The organism is Mycobacterium sp. NGS64, assembly GCF_059812245.1.
In genome coordinates this window covers 416,701-443,583 of the sequence record NZ_JCALCI010000004.1, presented here as the reverse complement: position 1 = coordinate 443,583, position 26,883 = coordinate 416,701, and the positions used below count along the sequence as shown (strand labels likewise).

Here is a 26,883-nt window from a genome sequence, read left to right as displayed (position 1 = left end):
CTTCCTCCCTGGTGGGACTCGGTGTGTCCGCTTGGCAAACCCTCAACCTCAACCATAGAGTTAGAGTTATGTCAAGTACTTCCGCGCAAACAGAACGGTATGGGTCAGGCGGGCGCTAATCCCGCAGGCGCGCCGACGCGCGGCACGCAAATTTTTTGTGACGTCGAGCGTGCGGCTGGCCGCACGTTGGGCGACGAGCGTGCGGCTGGCCGCACATTCCGGGCCCGCTCAGCTACTTCACGGTCGGCAGATCGGGGCTGGACACGTCGTACGTCCGCCCGGGCTGCGTCAGCAGCGCGGCCAGTTTCTCGGCCTTCTCCTCGGTGCGGTCGGTGGTCCCCCAGATCACCACCCGCCCGTCATTGAGCGTCAGCGTGATCGAGGCGACCGACGGCGCCGCGATCCGGCCCACCTGGCCCGAGACCTCCGGGCGCAGCGCGATCAGCACCTGCAGCGCGGCCTTGGTCGCCGGGTCGCTCGGGCCGGGGTCGGCCACGTCGATGTAGGGCAGCGCAGGGGGCGGCGGGGCGGTCGCGAAGTCGACGCCGTCGCGGTCGAACAGGTGCGGGCCGTCCGGAAAGTCCTTCACCACCAACGGCACCCGCTCGACGATCGTGATGCGCAGGGCCGACGGGTACTGCCGCTGCACGCGCGCGCTGGCCACCCGCCGGATCGCGGCCACCCGCTCGGCGACCTGGTTGGTGTTGATCTGCAGCAGCGGCGTGCCGGGCCGTACCCGCGCCGCGTCCAGCACCTCCTCGCGCGTCACCGTGCCGGTTCCGGTGACGACGATCTCGCGCGCCGACATCGCGGGCGTGAAGTACAGCACCAGCCCCAGCCCTACACCGACGACGGCCACCACCACGCTGATCAGCAGCATCTTCAGCCCCCGCACCACGCCGCGGGCGGGTCTGGGTTGGTTGACGATGCGCCCGCTGGCCTGGCGTTTGGCCTCGCGGCGGGCCTCCTCGATGGCCCGGGCGCGCGCCTGTGCCGCCCGGCGCTCGGCCCGTTCGCGGCGGGCCCGCCGGCGTGGCCCCTCGAACTCGGCCCGATCCTCGGCTGCGGCCTCGCCTTGCTGGCCCGTCGCGACCGGTTCGGTGATCACGCCGTCGGCGGTGTCGGCGCCGGGATCGGGCGGGTTGGGCGGGTTAGCCTCGTTCGGCTCGGTCATCGCGGCATCCCCGGTTGGCCCGGCGCGCTGCGGTTGGCCCGCAGCCGCAGCGCGGTCACGATCTCCGGACCCAGCAGCGTCACGTCGCCCGCACCCATCGTGACGACGACGTCGCCGGGGCCCGCGGCCGCGGCGACCTCCCCGGCGACCGCGGAGAAATCCGGCAGGTAGCGCACCGGCACGCTGACGTGCTCGGCGACGCTGGCCCCGCTGACGCCGGTGAGCGGTTGTTCGCGCGCGCCATAGACGTCCAGGACGAACACCTCATCGGCGGCGTCCAGCGCCCGACCGAACTCGGCGGCGAAAGCCTTTGTGCGCGAATATAAATGGGGCTGGAACACCACGATGGAGCGGCCGTCGCCGCTCTGCTCGAGGACGGTGCGGACCGCGGCCAGCGTGGCGGCGATCTCGGTGGGGTGGTGGGCGTAGTCGTCAAACACCCGCACCGCCTCCAGGCCGGTTCCCGAGGTCCCGACCAGTTCGAAGCGGCGCCGCACGCCCTCGAATCCGGCCAGCCCGTCGAGCACCTCGTCGGCCGACGCGCCGATCTCGAGCGCCGCCAGCAGCGCGCCCAGGGCGTTAAGCGCCATATGCCGCCCGGGCACCGACAGCCGCATCACGCGCGGGTGCTCCTCGCCCGCGAGCTGGATGTGCGCGACCGCCTCGATCCCCTGCTGCTCCCACGACAACAACCTGGCGGCCAGGTCTTCCCCCGCGGAGCCATAGCGCAGCACCCGGATGCCCAGCTCGGCGGTGCGCTCGGCCAGCGCCGCCGCCCCAGGGTCGTCGGTGCACACGACCAGCGCTCCCCCGGGCGCAAGCCGCTCCACGAACGCGTCGAACACCTCGACGTACGCGTCAGCGCTGCCGTAGAAGTCCAGGTGATCGGTCTCGATGTTGGTGACCACCGCGACGTTGGGCGTGTACTCGAGCAGCGAGCCGTCGCTCTCGTCGGCCTCGGCGACGAAGCAGTCGCCGCTGCCGTGATGGGCGTTGGTGCCGGCCTCGCCGAGCTCGCCGCCGACCGCGAACGACGGGTCGCGCCCGCAATGCTGCAGGGCGACGATCAGCATCGACGTCGTCGTCGTCTTGCCGTGCGTGCCGGTGACCATCAGCGTGGTGCGCCCGGCCATCAGCTTGGCCAGCACGACGGGCCGCAGGACCACCGGGATGCCGCGCCGGCGCGCCTCGACGAGCTCGGGGTTGGTCTTCGGGATGGCGGCGTGCGTGGTGATGACCGCCGTCACGCCGCCCGGCAACTGATCCAGCGACGACGCGTCGTGGCCGACGCGGATCAGCGCGCCCCGGGCGCGCAGGGCGTGCAGGCCGCGCGACTCCTTGGCGTCCGACCCGGAAACCAGCCCGCCCCGGTCCAGCAGGATGCGGGCGATGCCCGACATGCCGGCTCCCCCGATGCCGACCATGTGCACGCGCTGCAGCTCGGGCGGCAGCTGGTCGCCGGTCACCCTCGCCTCCGCGCCGCGATGTCCAGCGCCGCCTGGGCCACCCGTCGCGCCGCGTCCGGGTGTCCCACCCGCGCGGCGGCCGTCGTCATCGCCGCCAGCCGCGCCGGGTCGTTGAGCAACCCGCCCGCCTCGCGGGCCACCAGGGCCGGCGTCAGGTCGGCGTCGGCGACGACCATGCCCCCGCCGGCGTTGATCACCGGCAGCGCGTTGAGCCGCTGCTCGCCGTTGCCGATCGGCAGCGGCACGTAGATGGCCGGCAGGCCGACGGCCGACACCTCGGCGACCGTCATCGCCCCCGAGCGGCAGATGGCCAGGTCGGCCGCCGCGTAGGCCAGGTCCATCCGGTCCAGGTAGGGCACCGCCACGTAGGGCGGATCGCCCGGCCCGGGCGTGCGCAGCTCGAGGGTGTTCTTGGGGCCGTGGGCGTGCAGCACCGAGACACCCGCGGCGGCCAGGTCGGCGGCGGCCGCCGACACCGCCCGGTTCAGCGAGACCGCGCCCTGCGAGCCGCCGAACACCAGCAACACCCGCGCGTCGTCGGCGAAACCGAAGTGCTGGCGGGCCTCGGCGCGCAGCGCGGCGCGGTCCAGCGCGGTGATGGTCGCCCGGACCGGCACCCCGACCACCTCGGCGCCGCGCAGCCCGGAATCCGGCACCGCGGAAAGGATCCGGTCGGCCGTGCGCGCGCCGACGCGGTTGGCGATCCCCGCCCTGGCGTTGGCCTCGTGGATCACCACCGGTACGCGGCGACGAAGGCCGGGGATGCCGCGGGCGGCCAGGTACGCCGGCACCGCCACATACCCTCCGAAGCCGATCACCACGTCGGCGGCGACGGCGTCGAGCACCGCGCGGGTCTCGCGGACGGCGCGCCACACTCGCGGCGGCAGCCGGGCCAGGTCACCGCTGGGCTTGCGCGGCAGCGGGACCGGGGTGATCAGCTCGAGGTGATAGCCGCGCTCGGGCACCAGCCTGGTCTCCAGCCCACGGCGGGTACCCAGGGCGGTGATCCGGACGCGCGGGTCGAGGGCGCGCAGTGCGTCGGCGACGGCCATGGCGGGCTCCACGTGGCCGGCCGTCCCGCCGCCGGCCAGCACGACCGATAGGGAATCACGGGCCGATGATGCAGCACCGGCGGGCGAGGGGCTAGCCCCCAGCCCGCCGGCCGGCTGTTTGATCGTGCCGTTCACCCGTAACGCTGACCTTCCAATGCGCGAGTTCGCCGTGTCTTACGCTGGCCGGCTCCCTGAGCGGCGTAGCGCTGGCCTGATCCATGATGCCCTCCCCGCCCACGGGCGCCGCCCCCAGACTGGCGCGTCGGGCGGGCGGCCCTTCGCCCCGCGGCTCCCCGCACCGGCGCGTCGGCGGCGCGGGGCGCCTTGCGCGCCGGCGCCTTGGGCCCCTTGCCGGCGGCCTGCGGTCCCACCTTCTTGCGGTCGCGGAACGCCTCGATGCGGCTGGGCACGTACGGCTGCGGCAGCGGCAGCCGCAACAGCCGGGTCACCTTGTCGTCACGACCGGCCCGCAGCGCGGCCACCGCCTCCGGTTCGTGCCGGGCCGCGTTGGTCATGATCCCGATCATGAAAAGCGTTGCGGCCGTGGATGTTCCGCCGGCGGAGATGAGCGGCAGCTGCAGGCCGGTGACGGGCAGCACGCCGATCACGTAGCCGATGTTGATGAACGCCTGCCCGAGGATCCACATGGTCGTGGTGGCGGTCAGCAGCCGCAGGAACGGGTCGGCCGAGCGGCGCGCGATCCGCATCCCGGTGTAGGCGAACACCCCGAAGAGGGCCAGCAACCCGAACGCGCCGATGAAGCCGAGCTCCTCGCCGATGATCGCGAAGATGAAGTCGTTGTGGGCGTTGGGCAGGTAATTCCACTTGGCGACGCCCTGGCCGAGGCCGTCGCCGAAGATGCCGCCGTGGGCCAGCGCGAACTTGGCCTGCCGGGCCTGATAGCCGGTGTCCTGCGGGTCGTTTTCGGGGTTGATCCAGGACCGCACCCGGTCCGAGCGGTACCCCGCGGACATCGCCAGGACCGCGCCGGCCATGAACACGGCCAGCAGGGAGGTGACGAAGACCCGCAGCGGCAGCCCCGCGTACCACAGCAGGGCCAGCAGGATGATGCCCAGCGACACCGTCTGCCCCAGGTCGGGCTGGGCGACGATGAGCGCCAGGGCGATGACCGCGGCCGGGACCAGCGGGATCAGCATCTCGCGCAGCGAGGCCCGCTCCATTCGCCGGGCCGCCAGCAGGTGGGCGCCCCAGATGGCGAACGCGATCTTGGCCAGCTCGGACGGCTGCATCGAGAAGCCCGCGATCACGAACCACTTACGCGAGCCGTTGGCCAGGTTGCCGATCCCGGGAACCAGCACGAGCACCAGCAAGATGATCGTGACGAGGTAGCCGGTGAAGGCCACCCGCCGGATGAAGCGCACCGACACGCGCATCGCGACGTAGGCCGCGACCAGCCCGATGATTGTCCACAGCACCTGCTTGCCGAAGATCACCCACGCCGACCCGTCGGCGCCGTACGAGCGCACCCCCGAGGCGGACAGCACCATGATCAGACCGAGCGTGGTCAGCAGCCCGGTGACGGCGATGATCAGGTGAAACGAGGTCATCGGCCGCCCCAGCCAGGCGCCGAACCGGCCGCGCAGGCCGGCTGGCAGCGCCGCGACCCGGGCCTTCACGCCTCCTGCGCCCCCCGCCCTGGCGTCCGGCGGGTCGGCGGTTTCGAAGGCGTCCGTCGTGGCGTCGATGTCGTCGGCGTCGGCAGCGTCGTCGGCGACCTCGTCCGGGACGGCCGCCTCGGCCCGCTCGGGGGTGGCGGCCTGTTTACTGCCCTTGCCCCGGCGCAGCCGCCGGGTCAGCGCGTTTCGCACGGCGGCTACCGGATCGCCGCGCGGACGGCGGCGGCGAACGCGTCGCCGCGGGCGGCGTAACCGGCGAACTGGTCGAACGACGCGCCGGCCGGGGCCAGCAGCACCGTGTCGCCGGGCTTGGCGAGGTCCCGGGCCGCGGCCACGGCCGCGGTCATGACGCGAGCGCCGAGGTCGCCGTCGGAAGGTCTCACTTCTGTCACAGAAGCATCAGGAACCACAGCAGTCGCATCCATATCAGCATCCTCGCCTGTCACAACGTGGACGACGGGGACATCCGGCGCGTGTCGCGATAACGCCTGTGCAACCTCCGCGCGATCTCGGCCGATGAGCACCGCGCCGACCAGCCGCGATGCGACGCTGGCGACCTCGGCGTCCACCGATGCGCCCTTCAGCAAACCGCCGGCCAGCCACACCACCCGCGGGTAGGCCAGCACCGACGCCTGCGCGGCGTGCGGGTTGGTGGCCTTGGAGTCGTCGACGTAGGTGATCCCGTCGGCGACGGCCACGACCTCGGCGCGGTGCCGGCCGAGCCGGAAGGACGCGACGGCGCCGGCGATGGCCTCGGCCGGCACGCCGACGCTGCGGGCCAGGGCCGCGGCGGCCAGGGCGTCCAGCACCCCGACCGGGCCGGGCACCGGGATCGATTCGGCCGGCAGCAGCGCCAGGTCGTCGGCGAAGGCGCGGTCGACCAGCATGCCGCCGCGCACACCGAGTTCGCCCGCGGCCGGTTCGCCGAGCCGGAAACCGGCCCGCACCGGCGCGGCCGCGGTGTCCAGCAGCGCGGCGGCCCGGGCGTCGTCCAGCCCGACCACCGCCACCCGGCCGTCCAGCACCCGGGCCTTCGCCGCGGTGTATTCGGCCATGGTGGCGTGCCAGTCCAGGTGGTCCTCGGCGATGTTGAGCACGACGCCGCCCTCGGGCCGCAGCGAGGGCGCCCAATGCAACTGGAAGCTGGACGCCTCGACGGCCAGCAGGTCGGCGGGCCGGTCCAGCAAGTCAAGGACCGGGTCGCCAATGTTGCCGCACAGCACGCTGCTCTTCCCGCCGGCGACCAGCATCGCGTGCAGCATCGACGTCGTCGTGGTCTTGCCGTTGGTCCCGGTGACCACCAGCCAGCGGCGCGGCGGGCCGTAGTGGCCGGCGGCGTCGAGCCGCCAGGCCAGCTCGACGTCGCCCCAGATGGGCACGCCGGCCGTCGCGGCGGCGGCCAGCAGCGGCGTGGACGGCGAGAAACCGGGACTGGTCACCACCAGGGCATAGTCGGAGACCCTTTCGGCGGCCGTCGACGTCGTCGCGGTCGCGACCCCGCCGTCGGCGAACCGGCGCAGCGTTTCGGGGTCGTCGTCGCAGAGGGTGGGGACGGCGCCGAACCGGGCCAGGGCCGCGAGCACGGCCTTGCCGGTGACGCCGCCGCCGGCCACCAGCACGGGCGCGCCCGGCGCGAGCGGGTCCAGCACGTCAGGCTCCGATCGTGGCCAGCCACTCACCGTAGAACAGGGCCACGCCCAGCCCGCAGGTGATCGCGGTGAGCAGCCAAAAGCGGATGATCACCGTGGTCTCGGCCCAGCCGACCAGTTCGAAATGGTGGTGGAAGGGCGCCATCCGGAACACCCGGCGCCCGGTGGTGCGAAAGGCCAGGATCTGCAGGACGACCGAGGTGACCTCGGCGACGAACAGCGAGCCCAGCACGACGGCGAGGATCTCGGTGCGGCTGGTGACCGAGAGCCCCGCGATGATGCCGCCCAGCGCCAGCGAGCCGGTGTCGCCCATGAAGATCTTGGCCGGCGCGGCGTTCCACCACAAAAAGCCGATGCACGCGCCGGCGGTGGCGGCCGCGACGATTGCCAGGTCCAGGGGGTCGCGCACGTTGTAGCAGCCGAGGCCGGGCGCGGTGACGCACGCGTTGCGGTACTGCCAGAAGGTGATCAGCACGTAGGCGGCGGTGACCATGGCCATGCACCCGGCCGCCAGCCCGTCCAGGCCGTCGGTGAAGTTGACCGCGTTGGACCAGGCGCTGACGACGATGACGCAGAACAGCACGAACAGCCCGGGAGCCAGTGTGACGGTGGCGATTTCGCGCACATAGGACAGGTTCGCGCTGGCCGGTGTGAGGCCGTTGGGGTTGCGGAACTGCAACACCAGCACGCCGAACAGCACGGCGGCGACGATCTGCCCCACCGTCTTGGCCGTCTTGTTCAGCCCGAGGTTGCGCGACCGGCGGATCTTGATCAGGTCGTCGAGGAAGCCGACGAAGCCCAGCACGGTGGCCAGGCCCAGCACGAGCAGACCCGACGCGGAGATCCCCTCGCCGTCGAACGCCAGGCCCGCCAGGTGGGTGCCCAGGTACCCGGACCAGATGCCGGCCAGGATCGCCACGCCGCCCATCGACGGGGTGCCGCGCTTGGTGTGGTGGGTCGGCGGGCCGTCCTCGCGGATCTGGTGGCCGAAGCCCTGGCGGGTGAACAGCCGGATCAGCGCCGGGGTCAGCAGGATGGACACGGTCAGCGCGATCGCGACCGCGATGAGGATCTGTCTCACGGGCGCGCCCCGGTGTCGGCCGCCAGCGCGTCCGCGAGCGCGCCCAGGCCGGCGGCGTTGGACGCCTTGACCAGGACGACGTCGCCGGGCCGCAGCTCCGCGCGCAACAGGGCCAGCGCCGCGTCGCCGTCGGGCACGTTGACCGTCTCGGCCCCCCAAGAGCCTTCCATGACCGCCGCGTGGTGCATGGCGCTCATCGACCTCCCGGTTCCGACGACAACGAGTCGAGACACATCTAAGCGCACGGCGAGCCGGCCGATGCGGTCGTGCTCGGTGATCGCGTCGTCGCCGAGCTCGGCCATCTCGCCCAACACGGCCCAGCTCCTGCGCTTTTGGGCCGGGTCGGGCCCATTGGCGATCCAGGCCAGCGCCTGCAGCCCGGCCCGCATCGAGTCGGGGTTGGCGTTGTAGGCGTCGTCGATCACCGTGACGCCGTCGGCGCGGGTGGTCAGCTGCATGCGGTGGCGCGACACCGGCCCCGCCCCGGCCAGCGCGTCGGCGACCTGCTCGATGCCGGCGCCGCATTGCAGCGCAACCGCGCCGGCGCACAGCGCGTTGGTGACCTGGTGGTCGCCGAACACGCTGAGTTGTACCGGGGCGGCGCTGTCCATCGCGTGCAGGGTAAAGCGCGGCCGGGCCAGTTCGTCCAGCGACACTCCATCGGCCCACACGTCGCTCGGACCGGCATCCGTCTGGCTCGCGCGGCTGACCCGGACAACCCGGGCGGTGGTGACGTCGGCCATCGCCGCCACGGCCGGGTCGTCGACGTTGAGGATGACGACGCCGGTCGACGGAACAGCTTGTGGCAGTTCGGATTTGGTTCGCGCGATGGCCTCCCGCGAGCCGAATTCGCCGAGATGGGCGGTGCCGACGTTGAGGACCACGCCGATCGCCGGGGTGGCGATCTCGGCCAGCGCGGCGATGTTGCCGGGGTGCCGCGCCGACATCTCGAGAACGAGGTAGTCGGTGCGCCGCGTCGCGCGCAACACCGTCCAGGGGTGGCCCAGCTCGTTGTTGAAAGACCCCGGCGGGGCGACCACCTCGCCGAGGGGCGCCAGCACGGCGGCCACCAAGTCCTTGGTCGAGGTCTTGCCCGACGAGCCGGTGATCCCGATGATGGTCAGCCCGCCGGCGACCAGTTCGGCCGCCACCGCCCGGGCCAGCTTGGCCAGCGCGGCCAGGACCGCGGCGCCCGATCCGTCGGCGTCGTGCTCGAGCACCCCGGCCCGGGTGTCGTCCTCCCCCGTCGGGCCCACGACGATGGCGGGCACCCCGACCGGACGCGCGGCCAGCACCGCCACCGCCCCGGCCGCGATGGCCGAGGGCGCGTGATCGTGGCCGTCGGATCGCGCGCCGGGCAGCGCCAGGAACAGCCCGCCCGGGCCGACGGCGCGCGAGTCGAACTCGACGGTCCCCGTGACGCGCAGTTCGGCGGCGTCCTCCGGTGTGATGTCGGCCAGTGTGCCGCCGACGATTTCGGCGATTTGGGCGACGGTCAGGTCGATCACCGGAGGGCCTCCAGCGCGCGGGCCAGCTCGACCCGGTCGTCGAACGGGCGGGTCTCGGTGGCCCCCTGCTGCCCGGTTTCGTGGCCCTTGCCCGCGACCAGCACCACGTCGCCGGGGCCGGCCCAGGCCACCGCGTGTTCGATCGCGTCCCGGCGGTCGCCGATCTCGACGACCTGCGCCGAGCCGCCCGCCGTCCCGGACAGGATCTCCCGGCGGATGGCCGCCGGATCCTCCCGGCGCGGGTTGTCGTCGGTGACGACGACCAAATCGGCCAGCTCCGCGGCGATTTCGCCCATCGGCGCCCGCTTGCCCGGGTCGCGGTCGCCGCCGGCGCCGAACACCACCGCCAGCCGGCGCCCCGGACCCGCCAGCGCGGTCAACACCGCGCGCAGCGCCTCGGGCTTGTGGGCGTAGTCGACCAGCGCGAGGAAACCCTGGCCGCGGTCGATCTCTTCCAGCCGCCCGGGGACGCGGGTTTGCAGCAAGCCCGGGGCCGCCTGCTCCGGGGAGACGCCCACGGCGTCCAGGATCGCGAGCGCCACAAGGGCATTCGCGACGTTGTAGTGGCCGGGCAGCCGGATGCCGACGCGGTGGTGCACGCCGGCGGGGTCCACCGCGGTGAACTCTTGGCCCCCCGGGCCTATCGGTGCCACGTCCACGGCGCGCCAGTCGGCGGGTTCGCCGGCGGCGCTGACGGTAATCGGTTCCTCAGCGCGGGCGGCCATCGCGCGACCGGCGTCGTCGTCGATGCACACGACGGCCCGGCGGGCCCGCAGCGGCGACTCGGGGTCGAACAGCGCGGCCTTGGCCTCGAAGTAGTCGGCCATGGTGGGGTGGAAGTCGAGGTGGTCGCGGGACAGGTTGGTGAACGCGCCCACCGCGAACCCGGTGCCGTCCACCCGGCCCAAGGCCAACGCGTGGCTGGACACCTCCATGACCACCGTGTCCACCCCTTGTTCGGCCATCGCCGCGAGCATCGCCTGCAGCGCGGGGGCCTCCGGGGTGGTCAGCGCGCTGGGGATGTCGGCGCCGTCGACGCGGATGCCGATGGTGCCGATCAGCCCGGCCGTTCGCCCGCCCGCACGCAGGCCGGACTCCACCAGGTAGGTCGTGGTGGTCTTGCCGGACGTTCCGGTGATCCCGATGACCGTGACCCTCTCCGACGGGTTGCCATACACCGCGGCGGCCAGGCCGCCCAGCACGCCGCGGGGCGTGGGGTGCACCAGGGTGGGCACGGTCGCGGCCGCCTCGCCCATCTCGGCGACCCCGGCGGCGTCGGTGAGCACCGCGACGGCGCCGCCGTCGATCGCGTCGGCGGCAAACCGGGCGCCGTGCGTGGCCGAGCCGGGCAGCGCGGCGAACAGGTCACCGGGCCGCACGTCCTGCGCGCGCAGCGTCACGCCGGTGACCGGCACGTCGGGCACCGCCACCCCGTCGGCCATCACCGCGCCGACCTGGGCCGCCAGTTCCGGCAACCGGGCGCCCGCGCCGGCGCTGGGGCGCAAACCAGTGGGCACCGACACACCTCCCGTCCACCCGCGTGGTCCTTTTGATCGGCCATGACACCCTACCGAGGGGCAGCGGCCGACCGGGTGGGCTCGTCAATTGAGTGCGCGTTGGGGGCCTTCAGTGTGCGCCGAGGCCCTGATTCGGGCCCGGATTCCGCCCTGCGTTCCCACCGAACGCCTACGTGGCCTGCAGCGTCAGCGGCGGGCCGGGGTCGGGCGAAAGCGGCACGTTCTCGCGCTGCATCAGCCAGCCCGCGATGTTGTGGAACAGCGGGGCCGCCGAGTGCCCGGGCGTGCCGTCCGCGTTGCGCTGCGGGTTGTCCATCATGATGCCGATGACGTAGCGGGGATTGTCGACGGTGGCCATGCCGGCGAAGGTGATCCAGTAGACGTCGTCGAAGTAGCAGCCGCAGCCCGGGTTGATCTGCTGGGCGGTCCCGGTCTTGCCGGCCATCTGATAGCCGGACACGGCGGCCGACGGCCCGGTGCCCTGCTGGTAGCCCATCGGGTCGCTTTGCACGACGGCGCGCAACATGCCGCGAACGGTCTGCGCGGTCTGCGGCGACACCACTCGGACACCGTCCGGGTGCGGTTCTTCGGTCCGGGTGCCGTCGGGTGCGATGGTGGCCTTGATGATCCGCGGCGGGACCCGCAGCCCGTCGTTGGCGATCGTCTGGTACATGTCGGTCATCTGCAGCAGGGTCATCGAAAGCCCTTGGCCGATAGGCAGGTTCGAGAAGGTGCTGCCCGACCATTGGTCGATGGGCGGCACCAGGCCCGCGCTCTCACCGGGCAGCCCGACGTTGGTGCGCTGGCCCAGCCCGAACTTGCGGACCATGTCGTAGAAGCGTTCCGGGCCGACACGCTGCGCCAGCATCAACGTGCCGACGTTCGACGACTTTCCGAACACGCCGGTGGTGGTGTAGGGCATCACGCCGTGGTCCCAGGCGTCGTGAATGGAGACGCCGCCCATCTGGATCGAACCGGGCACGTGCAATACCTCGTCGGGGTTGGACAGGCCGTACTCGATGACCGACGACGCGGTGATCACCTTGTTCACCGATCCCGGTTCGAACGGCGACGACACGGCCAGGTTGCCCAGCTGCCGGTCGCCCTGGCGCCCGATGTCCTGCGACGGGTCGAAGGTGTTGTCGTTGGCCATCGCCAGCACCTCGCCCGTCTTGGAGTCCAGCACGACGGCCGAAACGTTGTGCGCCCCAGACAGATTCTTCGCCTGTTGGACCTGCTGCTGGACGTAGAACTGGATGTCGTCGTCGAGGGTTAGCTGGACGGTCGAACCGTTGACGGCCCGGTGCCGGTTGCGGTAACTGCCCGGGATGACGACGCCGTCGGATCCGCGGTCATAGGTGACCGAGCCGTCGGTTCCGGAAAGGACGGAATCCAGCGAGTCCTCCAGCCCGAGCAGTCCGTGGCCATCCCAGTCGATGCCGCCGACGATGTTGGCCGCCAGCGATCCGCCCGGGTACTGGCGCAGATCCTGGCGTTCGGAGCCGACCTCGGGAAACTTGTCCGAGATCGCGCTCGCGACGGCGGGGTCTACGGCGCGCGCCAAATAGACGAAGTTTTCGTTGCTTTGCAGTTTCTTCAGCACGGTCGCGTAGTCCGGCTTGTTGTTCAGCCGGGTGGAGACCTCCTTGGCCATGTCGCGCAGCCGCTCCTGCGGATCGGGGGCGGCGGGGTTCTTCTTTTTCGCCTCCTCCAGCTGCTGGTGAATCCGCTTGGGCTGGAACGTCAATGCGCGGGACTCGATGGTGAAGGCAAGCTGTTGGTTGTTGCGGTCCACGATGCTGCCGCGGACCGCCTTCTCGACGTCGGTGACCTTCAGCTGTCCGGCCGCCTGGGCGCGCAGCTTCGGGGCGTCGGTGACCTGCAAGACGAACAGCTGCGCCGCGGCGACCGCCATCAATACCACGATCACGACGTTGCCGGCCCGATGCCGGAAGACGAACGACGCGCCACGCGTCCCCGCCTCCACGATCTGGCGGGTGCGCCGCTCGCGCGCCGAGTGTCCGACGCCCGCCGCCTCGGCCGGACGGGTTTGCTTGCCCGGCTTGGCTTTACGGGGGTTCTTGGGTTGCCGGAGGTCCTTGGGCTCCTGCGGTTTACGCGGCCGGCGCGTCGGGCGCACCGACGGCGACCGGCGTGCCCGCCTGTCCTCGCCGCGGCTCACCGGGGGGCACCCGGCGTCGCGGCGGTGAGGGGCCCGAACTGTTGGCCGTTAGCCAGCGCGCCCGGTTGCGGGGCCGCAGGGGCTTGCGCGGCCGGACCGGGCATTGCCGGGCGCACCGGGACCGGCACTTCCGCGGGCAGCGGGGCGGCCACCGGCGCGGGGGCCGGGATCGGCAGGCCGCCCATGGGAATCGAGACCTCGGCGGGCACCGGAGGCTGCGCCGGGCCCGCCGGGGACGGCAGTCCCGGCGTCGGCAGCACCGGCACCACACCCTGGAAGTGCCCGGTTGCCGGGCCGCCCGGCATCCCCGGCAGCGGCGCGACGGGCAGCTGTGCGGGCAGGTGCTGGCCGCCCACGGTCGACGAGCCGTCCGGGGCCCGCAACAGCGCCTCAGGTCCCGACCGCGTCGGCACCGGTGGGGCCCCGGGCGCCGGCATCACCCGGACCGGGACCTCCGGCGGAAGCGGCGGAGGCGGTGGGGCCGGTGGGGGCGCGTCGGAGATCTTGCTGTTCAGCGGCGGCGGCGGAACGCCGTCGGCGGGCTTCGGGCTGCCGACGACGACCCAGTTACCGGTCGGGTCCTGGACCAGGTGCGCGGTGTCCCTCGTCGGGATCATGCCCTGTTTGCGGGCCGCTTCGGCCAGCGCGGGCGCCGATTCCGCCTCGCGCACATCACGTTCCAGCGACTCCTTCTGCTGCTGCAGCATCCGGTTCTTCTCGCGGGCGTGGCTCAACTGGTAGGAACGCTCGGCGGAGTCGGTGGACAACCACAGAGTCAGGCCCAGCCCCAGGCCGAGCGCGCCGATGATCAGCACGACGAACGGAACCTTGCTCGCCAGCGTCCGCGGCCGCAGGTCGATCGACGCGAGCCGGGTGGCCAGCCGCTCGGTCAGCCGAGGCCGGATAGCCTTGGGCGCCTTAGCTTTCCGTGCCTTAGCCCGCGCCTTGGCCTGGCTCGCGTTCTTGGGCCGGCCCGGCCGCTCGACCGGCCGGGCGATCGGGCTGGTTTGCGGCCCGGAGTGATGCGACCGGCCCTCGCGGGCGTTGGCCGAGGCGCTCCCGGGCCGGGTGCGGCGAGCCGACGGCGAGTCGGTCGCGGCGCGCCGGCCCTTGCGGGCGGATCCGTCGCGTCCGCCCCGCCGCTTGGGCGTCTGGCGCTTTACCTTCATGCGTCGCCTTTCCCACTAGCCTGCCGTGATTGCCCGTCTGCCCCCAGCCGTTGCACCGCCCGCAATCGCACCGCGGCGCTGCGCGGGTTGCGTTCGACCTCGGCAGCGTCCGCGCGTTCGGCGCCACGCGTCAACGACCGGAATCTCGGCTCGTGGCCGGGAAGTTCGAACGGAAGATCTACCGGCGTGCGCGACGCGACCGCGTCGGCGAATACGCGCTTGACGATCCTGTCCTCCAGCGATTGGTAGGCCATGACCGCGATGCGCCCGCCGACCGTCAACGCGTCCAGCGCGGCGGGAAGGGCGTCGCGCAGCGAGGTCAGTTCGTCGTTGACGGCGATCCGCAGCGCCTGGAACGTCCGCTTAGCCGGATGTCCGCCGGTGCGCCGGGCGGGTGCCGGAATCGCTTGGTACAGCAGCTCTACCAACTCCGCGGTCGAGGTGAACGGGGCGCGGGCCCGCCGGCCGACGATCTGCTTGGCGATGCGGCGGGCGAACCGCTCCTCGCCATAGCGGTGCAGGATGTCCGCCAGCGAGGCCTCGTCGTAGGTGTTGACGATGTCGGCCGCGGTCAACGGCGACGACGGGTCCATCCGCATGTCCAGGGGCGCGTCCTGGGCGTAGGCGAAGCCCCGTTCGGCGCGGTCGAGCTGCATGGAGGACACGCCGAGGTCGAACAGGATCCCGTCGACGGATTCGGCTGCGGCACAGCCGGATTCGGCCAGCGCGTCGGCGAGGCCGTCGTATCGGGCGTGCACCAGGGTGACCCGGTCGGCGAACCGGCCCAATCGGCCTCGCGCGATGTCGAGGGCGGTGGGATCGCGGTCGAGCCCGATCAGCCGCAGGCCGGGCAGGTCGGTCAGGAATCTCTCGGCGTGACCGCCGGCGCCCAGCGTGGCGTCGACGAGGACCGCTCCGCTGCCGTCCGGGTGCCGGCGCGTCAGGGCGGGGGTGAGCAGCTCGACGCAGCGATCCAGCAGGACGGGCACATGCCCGAAGTCGTCCGAATTCTCAGCCACCGCAACGCCTCCCCGGAGGGCCGCCCTCGCGCCCCCGTCGGCCCGGCGGGCCGCCCTCGCGCCCCCGTCGGCCCGAAGGGCCGCCCTTGCACCCGGGTCTCTGTCCGAAGATACGAACCTGGCGTTGGGGAAGTACGCCAGGGTCGGTTCGGGCAGAGGCCACGATGCACGGGCATGCGCCTCAGATAATGTCGCCGAGTGCTTCATCGCTGGCCGCGGAGAAGTTCTCTTCGTGGGTCTGCTGATAGTCGTGCCAGGCCTGCGCATCCCAGATCTCGAGGTAGTCGACCGCCCCGATCACCACGCAGTCCTTGGTCAGGTTCGCGTAGCGGCGGTGGTCGGCCGACAGGGTGATGCGGCCCTGCGCATCGGGATGCTGCTCGTCGGTGCCGGCGGCGAGATTGCGCAGGAAGGCTCGGGCTTCGGGGTTGCTGCGTGAGGTCTTGCTGGCCCGGCGCGCCAGCGCCTCGAATTCCGTCCGCGGGTAGACCGCGAGGCTGTGGTCCTGGCTCTTGGTGACCATCAACCCCCCTGCCAACGTGTCGCGGAACTTGGCGGGCAACGTCAGCCGCCCCTTGTCGTCGAGCTTGGGCGTGTAGGTGCCGAGAAACACCAGCTCACCTCCCGTGGAGACCCGGCTCTCGCCTCACCCAAACGCTTCAGCCACCATACCCCACCATCCCCCACTTCGCCCCATTTCCAGGGTGTCGTGGCCGAGTTTTCCCGCTCTTGGGCCACCACGCACGCTCCAGCCGCTGGCTGATCGCTCCCGACGTCGCCTTGCGGCCCGATGGTCGGGCCGGAAAACCGCACCTCAGGGCCGTGAAATCGCCGGGTGGGGCGCGGTGGGGCGACCTGGTGGGGCCCAGTGGGGTGTCTCGCGCGTGCCGGGCTCGATTTGGGCTCGATTGGGAGTCGAAATGAACTACGCCCCGCGCATCGCTCGCTCGAGCGCAAAAAAAGAGGTAGCCATGATGGCTACCTCTTACGACGCGTTATGCCCGCTACTCGTCGAAGCGCCGGCGGAAGCGATCCTCCATGCGGCTGGTGAACGAGCCGCCGCTCTTGTTGCGACGCTGGCGCGCCGATCCCGGAGCCGATCCGGAACGGTCCGGCCTGCCCGCCAGCCGTGGGCCGGTGATCGCATAGACCACGCCGCCGAACATCACGATGAAGCCAAAGACGCTCAGAATTGGGAAGCTTCCGATCATCGTGGCTTTGAACGCCACCCCGGAGACCAACATCGCCAGGCCGATGACGAACAGCGCCGCGCCTTGCAGGCGCCGCCGCGCGGTCGGCGCGCGCAACCCTCCGCCACGGACGCTCGACGCGAATTTAGGGTCCTCCGCGTAGAGGGCGCTCTCGATCTGATCGAGCATCCGCTGTTCATGATCGGAGAGTGGCATTCGTCCCTCCTTGCCGACAGTTTGGCACGTAACTATCGATAGCACGCGGATGCCCGTTAAGGGCAACTACCACAAATGATACGAGGTCAATCTGTGGCGTACCACTGGTTCGGCAGCGATTCTATCCCGGGCGCCCTCGCGCGTCGGTCGACCTCGCAACGCCGGTGCGCCGCAACCCGCTTGCCGAACCGGCCCGATTCGCCGCGCTGCTACCCGAAGCCGCCGGGTGCGCGGGGCCGCGGGGGTCGGATAATGGCGACAGCGCCACGGGACCGAACTCACACCTGAAGCCACCCGATGAGGAGGACACCGCGAGTTGGCGATATTCCTCATCGATCTGCCGCCGAGCGATATGGAGCGCCGCCTGTCCGACGCCCTCGGCGTCTACGTCGAAGCGATGCGATACCCGCGGGGCACCGAGAACCAGCGCGCCGCCATGTGGCTCGAACACATCCGCCGGCACGGCTGGCAAGGGGTGGCCGCCGTCGAGGCCGAGGCGCCCGAGGGTCCCGGCGCCCAGCCCCCGTCGGCCGCCGAACTGAGCGACGCCCCCCTGCTCGGCGTGGCCTACGGGTACCCCGGCGCGCCCGGGCAGTGGTGGCAGCAGCAGGTGGTCTTGGGCCTGCAACGCGGCGGCTCGCCGCCCCAGGAGATCGCCCGGCTGATGAACAGTTACTTCGAGCTGACCGAGCTGCACATCCACCCCCGCGCGCAGGGCCGCGGCATCGGCGAGGCGCTGGCCCGCCGGCTGCTCGCCGGGCGCTCCGAGGAGAACGTCCTGCTCTCCACCCCGGAAATCAACGGGGAACCGAACCGGGCCTGGCGGCTGTATCGGCGGCTGGGCTTCACCGACGTCATCCGCCGCTACCACTTCGCCGGGGACCCACGCGCGTTCGCGATCCTGGGCCGCGCCCTTCCGCTGTAGCGACACCGCCCGGGGCGCCACACCCGGCGCGCCGGATCTGGCACGATGACCCTCGTGCACGCCAGCCCCGCCCCGGTTCGGCCCCGCGGCTTCACGCCCCGGCGGCGCCGCGCGCTGGCCATCGCGATGCTGCTGCTGATCGTGCCCCTGGCCAGCGGGTGCCTGCGGGTCCGGGCGTCGCTCACCGTCTCCCCCGACGACCTGGTGTCCGGGGAGATCATCGCGGCGGCCAAACCGAAGACGCCGAAGGACACCGGCCCGCAGCTCGACACCAACAACCTGCCGTTCGGCCAGAAAGTGGCGGTGTCGAACTACGACAGCGACGGCTACGTGGGGTCGCAGGCGGTGTTCTCCGACCTGACCTTCGCCGAGTTGCCGCAGCTGGCGAACATGAACTCCGACGCCCAGGGGGTGAACCTGTCGCTGCGCCGGAACGGCAACCTGGTGATCCTCGAGGGCCGGGCCGACCTGACGTCGGTGACCGACAACGACGCCGACGTCGAGCTGACGGTCGCCTTCCCCGGCGTCGTGACGTCCACCAACGGCGACCGCGTCGAGTCCGACGTGGTGTCGTGGAAGCTCAAACCGGGCGTGGTGACCACCATGAGCGCCAACGCCCGCTACACCGACCCGAACACCCGTAACTTCACCGGCGCGGGTGTGTGGCTGGGCATCGCGTCCTTCGCGGCGGCCGGGGTGGTGGCGGTGCTGGCCTGGATGAGCCGCGACCGCTCGCCGCGGCTCACCGCGCCGCGCGACCAGCCGCCGAGCTAGGGCGATCGCAAGCGCGGCGTATTTCGCCGGGCGCTGCGGGTCGCCCGTGGGCAGCCTAGGGCGACCAGTAGTCGAGCATCTCCGCGAAGGTCTGGAACGCGGGCCCGGAAACCCCGTAGGTCGCCTCGAAGTGGATGCTCAGCGGAAAGCCGAGCTCGGCGACCCCGTCGATCACGCGCTTGTACAGGTCGACCATCAGTCGGCGCTTTTGGTCCGGCTCGCTGCCGGCCAACCGTTGGACGAACTCTTGCTCGCGGGCCACCGCGGCGTTGCCCGGGTCCTGAATCAGCCAGTTGATCAGGCCAACGCGGCTCTCCACCTTGGGCACGAACCCGAAGGACAGCAGAAGCTCGGGGCGGTGATCGGTGTTGTTGGCGAAATCGGTCAAAAAGCCGACGATGGCGTCGGAGTACAGCAGCTGGGTCATGCCGTACGTCGCGCCCTGGTTGCACTTGAAGTTCAGCCGGCCCTGCTCGCCCTCGCGGGTGGGGATCACGATCACGCCGCGGTTGGTCACCAGGTCGCGGTAGATCGACAGGGCGTCCGTCGGCGCGACGCCGGAGCCCTCGCCGTCGTTCATGGTGCGCGGGACGCCGACGAAGACGACGCCCTCCATGCCGGCGGCGCACAGGTCGGTCAGCCGGCCGCGCAGCGACACCTCGTCCATGAACGCGGTCACCTGGGTGCACAGGCCCTGCAAGCCCGGCAATTCGGGTTTGATGATCGACCAGAAGTCCAAGACGTCGAGTTTCTGCTTCATGGCGACGGGCCGATCGTCGTCCTCGGCGATCATCCCGGGGATCATCACGTGCCGGATCCGGCCGTCGAGGCCGAATTCGCCCGAGTACCGCACCACTTTCCGCGCGTCTTCGAGGGCCCGTTCCTTACCGTCTTCGACGTTGGGGGGCACCAACTCGAGCGCGATGGTGTTGAGGGTCACGCGGCTCCTATCGATCAGATCCACCAGACGACTTGCTTCCCAGATCGCCAGCATAGGGGCGGAATAGTGAGGCAGTCGAAGCAACTGGGGTCCCGGAAGCGACATACACTGTCGGGCCTAGAACAAATGCCCGCCAAGCCGAGCAGAAAGGGGCGCCGCGCTGAGCCTGAATGCTTCAGAGGCAGCGGCAACCGGCGAGTTGACCGGCGCGATCACCGAGCAACTCCGGCGGTACCTGCACGAGCGGCGCGAGCGGACGGCCTACATCGGCGCCGACTACGACGTCCTGGTCGCCGCCCTGGAGGACTTCGTGCTCAACGGGGGCAAGCGGCTGCGGCCCGCGTTCGCCTACTGGGGCTGGCGGTCGGTGGCAAGCGGTGAGCCCGAACCCGAAGTGTTGCTGCTGTTTTCCGCGCTCGAACTGCTGCACGCCTGCGCGCTGGTGCACGACGACGTGATCGACGCCTCCTCCACCCGTCGCGGCAAGCCGACCGCGCACGTGCGCTTCGCCGCGCTGCACCGCGACCGGGGCTGGCGCGGCTCACCCGAGCAGTTCGGGACGTCGGCGGCCATCCTGCTCGGCGACCTCGCCCTGGCTTGGGCCGACGACATCGTCTTCGGGGCCACACTGTCGCCCGACGCGCGCGGTCGCGTCCAGCGGGTGTGGGCCGACATCCGCACCGAGGTGCTGGGCGGGCAATACCTCGACATCGTCGCCGAGAACAGCGGCGCCGAGTCGATCGCGTCGGCGATGAACGTCGACACCTTCAAGACCGCGTGCTACACGGTCGCGCGACCGCTGCAGTTGGGCGTGGCCGCCGCCGCCGACCGGCCCGACGTGCAGGGGGCCTTCAAAGAATTCGGGACCGACATCGGTGTCGCGTTCCAGCTGCGCGACGACGTGCTGGGCGTGTTCGGCGACCCCGTGGTGACGGGCAAGCCGTCCGGCGACGACCTGAGGTCCGGCAAGCGAACCGTGCTGCTGGCCGAGGCGGTGGAGCTGGCCGACAAATCGGACCCCTTGGCGGCCAACCGGTTACGCGGCTCGATCGGTGCGCAGCTGACCGATGCGCAGGTCGCCGAACTGCGTGACGTCATCGAGTCGGTGGGCGCGCTGGCCGCGGCGGAGCAACGCATCGCCGCGTTGACCGAACGAGCGCTGGCCACGCTCGCGGCTGCCCCCATCAATGCGGCGGCCAAGGCGGGGCTGGCCGAGCTCGCCAGGATGGCCACGAATCGGTCCGCCTGAGCAAATGACGAGTCCCGCCCAGGCCCCTGCCGCCAAACATCCTGTAGCGCAGCACTTTTCACGGCTTGTCGCGTTCGGCGCCACGCCAGAGGCCGGGCCGGCGAAGCTGGGCTTCCTGGGCTCGGTACTGATCACCCTGGGCGGGCTGGGCGCCGGCAGCACCAAACCGCACGACCCGCTGCTGGAAGCGCTGCACCTGTCCTGGCTGCGCTTCGGCCACGGACTGGTGCTGTCCTCGATCGTGTTGTGGACGGGCGTGGGCCTCATGCTGATCGCGTGGGTGACGCTGGGCCGGCGCGCGGTGGGCGGGCACGCCACCGAGTTCACCATGCGGGCGACCACCGCCTTCTGGCTGGCGCCGTTGCTGTTGTCGGTGCCCGTCTTCAGCCGCGACACCTACTCTTACCTGGCACAGGGCGCGCTGCTGCGCGACGGCTTCGACCCGTACGCCGTCGGCCCGGTCGCGAATCCAAACCCCTTGCTGGACAACGTAAGTCCGATCTGGACGATCACGACGGCGCCCTACGGGCCGTTGTTCATCCTGATCGCCAAGCTGGTCACGATGGTGGTGGGCAACCACGTGATCGCCGGGACGATGCTGCTGCGCCTGTGCATGCTGCCGGGCTTGGCGCTGCTGATCTGGGCCACTCCCCGGCTCGCCCATCATCTGGGCACCAACGGGGCGCTGGCGCTGTGGATCTGCGCGCTCAACCCGCTCGTGCTCATCCACCTGATGGGCGGCGTGCACAACGAGATGCTGATGGTCGGCCTGATGGCCGCCGGCATCGCGCTCACCTTCCAGCGCCGCCACGTCCTGGGCGTCGTGCTGATCACGGCGGCGATCGCGGTCAAAGCCACCGCCGGAATCTCGTTGCCTTTCATGGTGTGGGTGTGGATGCGGCATCTCCGCGACCGGCGGGGATACCGGGCGCTGCCGGCGTTTCTGGCGGCCACCGCGACGTCCCTGGCGGTGTTCGCCGTCGTGTTCGCGATCCTGTCCGCGGCGGCCGGCGTCGGGCTGGGGTGGCTGACCGCGCTGGCGGGGTCGGTGAAGATCATCAACTGGCTGACGGTGCCCACGGCGGTCGCCAACCTGATCCACGCCCTGGGCAGCGGCTTTTTCCCGGTCGACTTCTACGCAACGCTGCGCATCACCCGGTTCATCGGCATCGCGATCATCGCGGTCTCACTGCCGCTGCTGTGGTGGCGGTTCCGCCGCGACGACCGCGCCGCGCTGACCGGGATCGCGTGGTCGATGCTGATCGTGGTGCTGTTCGTCCCGGCCGCCCTGCCGTGGTACTACTCCTGGCCCCTGGCGGTGGCGGCCCCGCTGGCCCAGTCCCGGCGGGCGGTCGCGGCCATCGCCGGCCTGTCGACCTGGGTGATGGTGATCTTCAAACCCGACGGGTCGCACGGCATGTACTCGTGGCTGCATTTCTCGCTGGCCACCGCCTGCGCGCTGGCCGCCTGGTACGCGTTGTACCGGGCGCGGGAATCGGCTACTAGTACGCCATAGCCTGCGCGCGCCGCACCACTTCGCGCGCCTGGTGGCAATGCAGGGCGTCGACGGGGCGGGCGTTGGTGACCGCGTCGCGACTGCCGTCGCGCGTGATGGTCAGCGACGGGTCGGGGGTGAACAGCCAGCGCACGATCTCCGTCTCGTGATAGCCACCGTCGTGCAGGATCGTCAGCAGCCCGGGCAGGCTCTTGACCACCTCACCGGACTTGGTGAAGAACACCCGGGGCACCACCACCCCGCCGCCGCGCTTGACCGCGACCAGGTGGCCCTCGCGCAGTTGCTGGGCTACCTTGCTGACCGGTACGCCGAGTACCTCGGCCACCCCCGGCAGATCGTAGGTCGGCTCGTCGGGATCCAGGACGTCGTCGCCGGCCGGAATACTGCTCACGGCGCCAGTGTAGGCCCTGCTTAGCGCCTTGTACCCAGGTTTTCGCGACCCGCACCTACGATGGCCCGGTGAGCGAAGCCGGGATCCGCGACCCCTTGGAGGGCACGCTGCTGGACGGCCGCTACCTGGTGGAGTCCAGGATTGCCAGCGGCGGCACCTCGACGGTGTACCGCGGCCTCGACGTCCGGCTGGACCGCCCGGTCGCGGTCAAGGTGATGGACTCGCGCTACGCGGGCGACGACCAGTTCCTGACCCGCTTCCAGCTCGAGGCGCGCACGGTCGCCCGCCTGAAAAATCCGGGGCTGGTCGCGGTCTATGACCAGGGCATGGACGCCCGGCATCCGTTTTTGGTGATGGAGCTCATCGAGGGCGGGACGCTGCGCGAGTTGCTGGCCGAGCGCGGTCCGATGCCGCCGCACGCCGTGGCGGCGGTGCTTCGCCCGGTGTTGGGCGGCCTGGCCGCCGCGCACCGCGCCGGCCTGGTGCATCGTGACGTCAAGCCCGAGAACGTCCTGATCTCCGACGACGGCGATGTCAAGATCGCCGACTTCGGGCTGGTCCGCGCCGTCGCCGCCGCCGGAATCACCTCCACCAGCGTCATTCTCGGCACCGCCGCCTACCTGTCGCCCGAGCAGGTGCGCGACGGCAACGCCGGCCCCCGCAGCGACGTCTACTCCGCCGGGATCCTCACCTACGAGCTGCTGACCGGGCACACGCCGTTCACCGGCGACTCGGCGTTGTCGATCGCCTACCGGCGCCTGGACGCGGACGTGCGGCCGCCCAGCGCCGCAATCGACGGCGTGCCAGCGCAATTCGACGAGTTGGTGGCACGGGCGACCGCGCGCGACCCCGCCGACCGCTACGCCGACGCCATCGAGATGGGCGCCGACCTGGCGGCGATCGCCGAAGAACTCGCGCTGCCGGACTTCCGGGTGCCCGCGCCAAGCAACTCCGCCCAGCACCGGTCGGCCGCGCTGCACCGCAGCCGGATGAGCCAGCGCCCGTCCGCCGCCCCGCAATCACGCCCGCCGGCCGCGGCACCGGTCCGCAATCCCACCCGGCAGCTGCCCCGCCAACCCGACGACCGGGAGAACGAATACCAGCCGGTCGCAGGCGAATTCGCGGGCATCGCGATGAGCGAGTTCGTCTGGGCCCGCCAGCACGCGCGGCGGATGGTGCTGGTGTGGGTGGCCGTCGTGATCGCGTTCACCGGGCTGGTCGCCACCGTGGCCTGGACGATCGGCAGCAATCTCAGCGGACTGCTCTAGCTTTCTTCCCGCGAGCGTCCGTGTTTGTACGCCTTCCACGGCGTGTCGCCGTACAAACACGCGCGCTCGCGCCCAGAAGAACTCAGTCGCGCAGCATCTCGGCGACGAGGAACGCCAACTCCAGCGACTGCTGGGTGTTCAGCCGCGGGTCACAGGCGGTCTCGTAGCGCCCGACCAGGTCGGTGTCCGAAATGTCTTGCGCCCCACCCAAACACTCGGTGACGTTCTCGCCGGTGATCTCGACGTGGATGCCGCCGGGATGGGTGCCCAGCGCGCGGTGCACCTCGAAGAACCCCTGCACCTCGTCCACGATGCGGTCGAAATGGCGGGTCTTGTAGCCGTTGGACGACTCGTGCGTGTTGCCGTGCATCGGGTCGCACTGCCAGATCACCTGGTGCCCGGCGGCCTGCACCTTCTCGACGATCGGCGGGAGCAGGTCGCGCACCTTGTTGTTGCCCAGCCTGCTCACCAGCGTCAGCCGTCCCGGCTTGTTGTGCGGGTCGAGGCGCTCCACGTATTCGACGGCCAGCTCGGGGGTCATCGTCGGGCCGATCTTCACGCCGATCGGGTTGGCGATCACCTCGGCGAACGCGATGTGCGCGCCGTCGAGTTGGCGGGTTCGTTCGCCGATCCACACGGTGTGCGCCGACAGGTCGTACAGCTGCGGCTCGCCGCCCTCGACGTCGGACAGGCGCAGCATCGCCCGCTCGTAGTCGAGCACCAAAGCCTCATGGCTGGCATAGATTTCGGCGGTCTGCAGGTTGCGGTCGGCGACCCCGCAGGCGCTCATGAACTTCAGGCCCCGGTCGATCTCGCTGGCCAGCGCCTCGTACCGCGCGCCGGCCGGCGAGGTCCGCACGAATTCGCGGTTCCAGTCGTGCACCAGGTGCAGCGACGCCAGCCCCGACGACGTCAGCGCCCGCACCAGGTTCATCGCCGCGCTGGCGTTGGCGTAGGCGCGCACCAGCCGCGACGGGTCGTGCTCGCGCGCGGCGGCGTCCGGGGCGAAGCCGTTGATCATGTCGCCGCGGTAGGACCTCAGGCCCAGCGCGTCGATGTCGGCCGACCGCGGCTTGGCGTACTGGCCCGCGATGCGGGCCACCTTGACCACCGGCATGCTGGCGCCGTAGGTCAGCACGACGGCCATCTGCAGCAGGGTGCGGATGTTGCCGCGGATGTGGGGTTCGGTGTTGTCGACGAACGTCTCGGCGCAGTCGCCGCCCTGCAGCAGGAAGGCCTCGCCCCGGGCGACCTGGGCCAGCTGGTCCTGCAGCCGCACGATCTCTGACGGCACCGTCACCGGCGGCACGCTCTCGAGGACCGTGCGCATCGCGGCGGCCTGTTCCGCGTCCCAGCTGGGCTGCTGGGCGGCCGGCTTGGCCAGCGCGGCGTCCAGCCGCGTACGCAGCTCGGTCGAGAGCGGCGGCAGCGGCGGCAGCTGGTCGATCGGTATGTCGACGGTCCAGTTCATCGGTCCATGGTAACCGGGTCCGAACAGTGCCTGATCACGACTGATCAGGGCGAACGTCGTCGCCGGAGGTGATCAGCCGGAATCGGCGGAGCTGATCGCGGGCGTCGACCAGGGCGTCGTGGGCGTCTCGCGGCCGCGGCGGCATCCGGGGGGATCCCCGCTCCTCCCACAGCTGACGCACTTCCCTGGTGAAGCGGGGTATCGCCTGGGGTAGCGCGGGCATCGCGCCCCACAGCTGGCACAACGCCACGTGGTCGTAGGCGCCCACCCAGGCCCACAGTTCGATCGGCTCGGTCCCCCCCACGCCGAAGAACTCCTCCAGGTCCTGGCGGATCTGCTTGCGCGAGCGCCACAGCTGCGACGACGGGGGCGGCAGCTTGGGCAGCACGTTGGCGCGCACCCAACTGCCGGCGCGCTCGGGATCGAATTCGGTGGACACGGCGTAGTACTCGCGGCCGTCCTCGGCGACCACCCCGATCGAGATCAGTTCGATGGTGCGGCCGTCCTCGATGAATTCCGTGTCGTAGAAGTACCGCACCCGCGAAAGCCTAGGACAAGTCCCGGCGGCAACTATCGGCTGATCAGGATGGGCCCCGTCGGCGGCGGTGCGGCGTGCACGTCGTGGTCGAGCGTTGCGTCGACCAGGCGCTCGTCGGGCAGGCGCGGAGTTCCGGCGATCGCGCACTGCACCCACAGCTTGACCCGCACCACCGGGCGGCGCAGCCGCCGTTCCCGCTGCAGCGCACGCCGCATCTTGTCCGGCTGGGTGGTGTAGCGCCACCGGGCCCACGGGGCGTGCGGACGCGACAACCGGATCGCGCCGATGACCAGCAGCACGACGATGAACATGCCCAGCAAACCGGTCCACACCTTGCCCTTCAGCACCACCACCACAGCCAGGGGCAACGTGAACACCAGCTCACCGGCCACCCCGGCGCGCAGCACCACCGCGTCGGCGCCGTGCCAGAACGGAAGGAAGAACATCAGCGGGTGCAGGCCCATCATCAACAGCCCGGCCACCGCCACCGCCGCGAACACCGCGTCCACCGACGTGCGGCCGTCCTCTTCCCAGTAGACGTCGGACAAGTGCAGGATCAACGCGTACTCGTCGAGGACCAGCGCGGCGCCGATCCCGAAAAGGGTTGCCGCCAAGGTGAATTCGGGCTCCTGCCCGCTGACGGACAGGGTCACCAACGTCAACCCCGAGAGCATCACCAGCACCACGCCGAACGCCACGTGGTGGATATGCACCTCCCCGATGTGAACGTTGCGCGGTTGCCACCATCGCGCCGAACGACCGGTTTGGGCGCGGTGGCGGATCACCCGCACGCACGTCCGCGTGACGAAAAAGGTCAGGATGAACGCGACCAGGCAGCACAGTAACGGGAGCCGGCCGCGGTCGATGATGTCGTGCGCGAACCAGTGGGCCACCCCGAACACGAACCAGTGGAGCACTCCAGAAACCTACGCCTGCATTTCCGGGCAACGC

General features: G+C 71.1%; 23 protein-coding genes. 5 read left to right on the top strand and 18 right to left on the bottom strand.

Annotated features, from left to right (window positions below):
* Positions 1 to 232 precede the first annotated feature (232 nt).
* From AC5Y4S_RS20015 to AC5Y4S_RS19955, 13 genes are all read right to left on the bottom strand, one after another.
* Positions 233 to 1,174 (bottom strand): cell division protein FtsQ/DivIB, encoded by a 942-nt coding sequence (locus AC5Y4S_RS20015; protein WP_500034379.1) that lies wholly within the window; start codon positions 1,172 to 1,174, stop codon positions 233 to 235.
* A complete protein-coding gene (gene murC, locus AC5Y4S_RS20010) occupies positions 1,171 to 2,640 on the bottom strand; it encodes a UDP-N-acetylmuramate--L-alanine ligase (RefSeq protein ID WP_500034378.1) in 1,470 nt (489 codons plus the stop codon). Before murC ends, AC5Y4S_RS20015 begins: the two co-directional genes overlap by 4 nt.
* Positions 2,637 to 3,827 (bottom strand): undecaprenyldiphospho-muramoylpentapeptide beta-N-acetylglucosaminyltransferase, encoded by a 1,191-nt coding sequence (gene murG, locus AC5Y4S_RS20005; RefSeq protein WP_500034377.1) that lies wholly within the window; start codon positions 3,825 to 3,827, stop codon positions 2,637 to 2,639. The genes murC and murG overlap by 4 nt, the downstream gene beginning before the upstream one ends.
* The gene (gene ftsW, locus AC5Y4S_RS20000; protein WP_500034629.1) at positions 3,824 to 5,398 is read right to left on the bottom strand and encodes a putative lipid II flippase FtsW; all 1,575 of its coding nucleotides are present in this window, start codon (positions 5,396 to 5,398) and stop codon (positions 3,824 to 3,826) included. Before ftsW ends, murG begins: the two co-directional genes overlap by 4 nt.
* A gap of 128 nt (positions 5,399 to 5,526) precedes the next feature.
* Positions 5,527 to 6,978, bottom strand: a complete 1,452-nt coding sequence (gene murD, locus AC5Y4S_RS19995) for a UDP-N-acetylmuramoyl-L-alanine--D-glutamate ligase (RefSeq protein ID WP_500034376.1) — start codon at positions 6,976 to 6,978, stop codon at positions 5,527 to 5,529.
* 1 nt (position 6,979) lies between these two features.
* Positions 6,980 to 8,059 carry a phospho-N-acetylmuramoyl-pentapeptide-transferase gene (gene mraY / locus AC5Y4S_RS19990; RefSeq protein ID WP_500034375.1) on the bottom strand — a complete coding sequence of 360 codons (1,080 nt, stop codon included), beginning with the start codon at positions 8,057 to 8,059 and terminating at the stop codon, positions 6,980 to 6,982.
* On the bottom strand, positions 8,056 to 9,567 hold the full coding sequence (locus AC5Y4S_RS19985) for a UDP-N-acetylmuramoyl-tripeptide--D-alanyl-D-alanine ligase (RefSeq protein WP_500034374.1): 1,512 nt from the start codon (positions 9,565 to 9,567) through the stop codon (positions 8,056 to 8,058). The genes mraY and AC5Y4S_RS19985 overlap by 4 nt, the downstream gene beginning before the upstream one ends.
* Positions 9,564 to 11,090, bottom strand: a complete 1,527-nt coding sequence (locus tag AC5Y4S_RS19980; protein WP_500034373.1) for a UDP-N-acetylmuramoyl-L-alanyl-D-glutamate--2,6-diaminopimelate ligase — start codon at positions 11,088 to 11,090, stop codon at positions 9,564 to 9,566. Before AC5Y4S_RS19980 ends, AC5Y4S_RS19985 begins: the two co-directional genes overlap by 4 nt.
* A 163-nt stretch (positions 11,091 to 11,253) precedes the next feature.
* On the bottom strand, positions 11,254 to 13,266 hold the full coding sequence (locus AC5Y4S_RS19975) for a peptidoglycan D,D-transpeptidase FtsI family protein (protein WP_500034372.1): 2,013 nt from the start codon (positions 13,264 to 13,266) through the stop codon (positions 11,254 to 11,256).
* Complete coding sequence (gene ftsL / locus AC5Y4S_RS19970; protein ID WP_500034371.1) at positions 13,263 to 14,435, bottom strand: cell division protein FtsL; 1,173 nt, start codon at positions 14,433 to 14,435, stop codon at positions 13,263 to 13,265. Before ftsL ends, AC5Y4S_RS19975 begins: the two co-directional genes overlap by 4 nt.
* Positions 14,432 to 15,661 (bottom strand): 16S rRNA (cytosine(1402)-N(4))-methyltransferase RsmH, encoded by a 1,230-nt coding sequence (rsmH, locus tag AC5Y4S_RS19965; RefSeq protein ID WP_500034370.1) that lies wholly within the window; start codon positions 15,659 to 15,661, stop codon positions 14,432 to 14,434. The genes ftsL and rsmH overlap by 4 nt, the downstream gene beginning before the upstream one ends.
* A complete protein-coding gene (gene mraZ / locus AC5Y4S_RS19960) occupies positions 15,636 to 16,067 on the bottom strand; it encodes a division/cell wall cluster transcriptional repressor MraZ (protein WP_067159148.1) in 432 nt (143 codons plus the stop codon). The genes rsmH and mraZ overlap by 26 nt, the downstream gene beginning before the upstream one ends.
* Positions 16,068 to 16,458: 391 nt before the next feature.
* Positions 16,459 to 16,860, bottom strand: a complete 402-nt coding sequence (locus tag AC5Y4S_RS19955) for an SCO2097 family morphological protein (RefSeq protein ID WP_068126470.1) — start codon at positions 16,858 to 16,860, stop codon at positions 16,459 to 16,461.
* 316 nt (positions 16,861 to 17,176) lie between these two features.
* Between AC5Y4S_RS19955 and AC5Y4S_RS19950 the strand changes: the two genes are divergently transcribed.
* Together AC5Y4S_RS19950 and lppM are read left to right on the top strand one after the other, a co-directional pair.
* Positions 17,177 to 17,785, top strand: a complete 609-nt coding sequence (locus AC5Y4S_RS19950; protein ID WP_500034369.1) for a GNAT family N-acetyltransferase — start codon at positions 17,177 to 17,179, stop codon at positions 17,783 to 17,785.
* Positions 17,786 to 17,830: 45 nt separating this feature from the next.
* The gene (gene lppM / locus AC5Y4S_RS19945; protein WP_500034368.1) at positions 17,831 to 18,559 is read left to right on the top strand and encodes a lipoprotein LppM; all 729 of its coding nucleotides are present in this window, start codon (positions 17,831 to 17,833) and stop codon (positions 18,557 to 18,559) included.
* Between the two features lie 55 nt (positions 18,560 to 18,614).
* On the opposite strand, the gene AC5Y4S_RS19940 is transcribed toward lppM, so the two are convergent.
* Positions 18,615 to 19,499 (bottom strand): mycobacterial-type methylenetetrahydrofolate reductase, encoded by an 885-nt coding sequence (locus tag AC5Y4S_RS19940; protein WP_085186104.1) that lies wholly within the window; start codon positions 19,497 to 19,499, stop codon positions 18,615 to 18,617.
* 199 nt (positions 19,500 to 19,698) lie between these two features.
* Between AC5Y4S_RS19940 and idsA2 the strand changes: the two genes are divergently transcribed.
* Positions 19,699 to 20,748, top strand: coding sequence for a bifunctional (2E,6E)-farnesyl/geranyl diphosphate synthase (idsA2, locus tag AC5Y4S_RS19935; protein ID WP_500034367.1), 1,050 nt, complete (start codon positions 19,699 to 19,701; stop codon positions 20,746 to 20,748).
* A gap of 4 nt (positions 20,749 to 20,752) precedes the next feature.
* Positions 20,753 to 22,264 carry an alpha-(1->6)-mannopyranosyltransferase A gene (locus tag AC5Y4S_RS19930; RefSeq protein ID WP_500034366.1) on the top strand — a complete coding sequence of 504 codons (1,512 nt, stop codon included), beginning with the start codon at positions 20,753 to 20,755 and terminating at the stop codon, positions 22,262 to 22,264.
* On the opposite strand, the gene AC5Y4S_RS19925 is transcribed toward AC5Y4S_RS19930, so the two are convergent.
* Complete coding sequence (locus tag AC5Y4S_RS19925; protein WP_068184917.1) at positions 22,251 to 22,655, bottom strand: Rv2175c family DNA-binding protein; 405 nt, start codon at positions 22,653 to 22,655, stop codon at positions 22,251 to 22,253. The genes AC5Y4S_RS19930 and AC5Y4S_RS19925 overlap by 14 nt on opposite strands.
* 68 nt (positions 22,656 to 22,723) lie before the next feature.
* Here AC5Y4S_RS19925 and AC5Y4S_RS19920 point away from each other — a divergent pair, with 68 nt between their 5' ends.
* Positions 22,724 to 23,923 carry a protein kinase domain-containing protein gene (locus tag AC5Y4S_RS19920; RefSeq protein WP_500034365.1) on the top strand — a complete coding sequence of 400 codons (1,200 nt, stop codon included), beginning with the start codon at positions 22,724 to 22,726 and terminating at the stop codon, positions 23,921 to 23,923.
* A gap of 82 nt (positions 23,924 to 24,005) precedes the next feature.
* Here the strand turns inward: AC5Y4S_RS19920 and AC5Y4S_RS19915 are convergent, their stop codons facing one another.
* The 3 genes from AC5Y4S_RS19915 to AC5Y4S_RS19905 are packed head-to-tail and all read right to left on the bottom strand — an operon-like array spanning position 24,006 to position 26,849.
* Positions 24,006 to 25,394, bottom strand: a complete 1,389-nt coding sequence (locus AC5Y4S_RS19915; RefSeq protein WP_068184911.1) for a class II 3-deoxy-7-phosphoheptulonate synthase — start codon at positions 25,392 to 25,394, stop codon at positions 24,006 to 24,008.
* Between the two features lie 34 nt (positions 25,395 to 25,428).
* Positions 25,429 to 25,932, bottom strand: a complete 504-nt coding sequence (locus AC5Y4S_RS19910) for a polyadenylate-specific 3'-exoribonuclease AS (protein WP_068184908.1) — start codon at positions 25,930 to 25,932, stop codon at positions 25,429 to 25,431.
* 32 nt (positions 25,933 to 25,964) lie between these two features.
* A complete protein-coding gene (locus tag AC5Y4S_RS19905) occupies positions 25,965 to 26,849 on the bottom strand; it encodes a hypothetical protein (protein WP_500034364.1) in 885 nt (294 codons plus the stop codon).
* Positions 26,850 to 26,883: the final 34 nt, after the last annotated feature.

What these genes read in the sequence shown, in the direction of transcription:
- AC5Y4S_RS20015 (WP_500034379.1), bottom strand. Translation starts at nt 1,174, where the DNA reads ATGACCGAGCCGAACGAGGCTAACCCGCCCAACCCGCCCGATCCCGGC.
- ftsL (WP_500034371.1), bottom strand. Translation starts at nt 14,435, where the DNA reads ATGAAGGTAAAGCGCCAGACGCCCAAGCGGCGGGGCGGACGCGACGGA.
- rsmH (WP_500034370.1), bottom strand. Translation starts at nt 15,661, where the DNA reads ATGAAGCACTCGGCGACATTATCTGAGGCGCATGCCCGTGCATCGTGG.
- AC5Y4S_RS19955 (WP_068126470.1), bottom strand. Translation starts at nt 16,860, where the DNA reads ATGCCACTCTCCGATCATGAACAGCGGATGCTCGATCAGATCGAGAGC.
- lppM (WP_500034368.1), top strand. Translation starts at nt 17,831, where the DNA reads ATGACCCTCGTGCACGCCAGCCCCGCCCCGGTTCGGCCCCGCGGCTTC.
- AC5Y4S_RS19930 (WP_500034366.1), top strand. Translation starts at nt 20,753, where the DNA reads ATGACGAGTCCCGCCCAGGCCCCTGCCGCCAAACATCCTGTAGCGCAG.
- AC5Y4S_RS19915 (WP_068184911.1), bottom strand. Translation starts at nt 25,394, where the DNA reads ATGAACTGGACCGTCGACATACCGATCGACCAGCTGCCGCCGCTGCCG.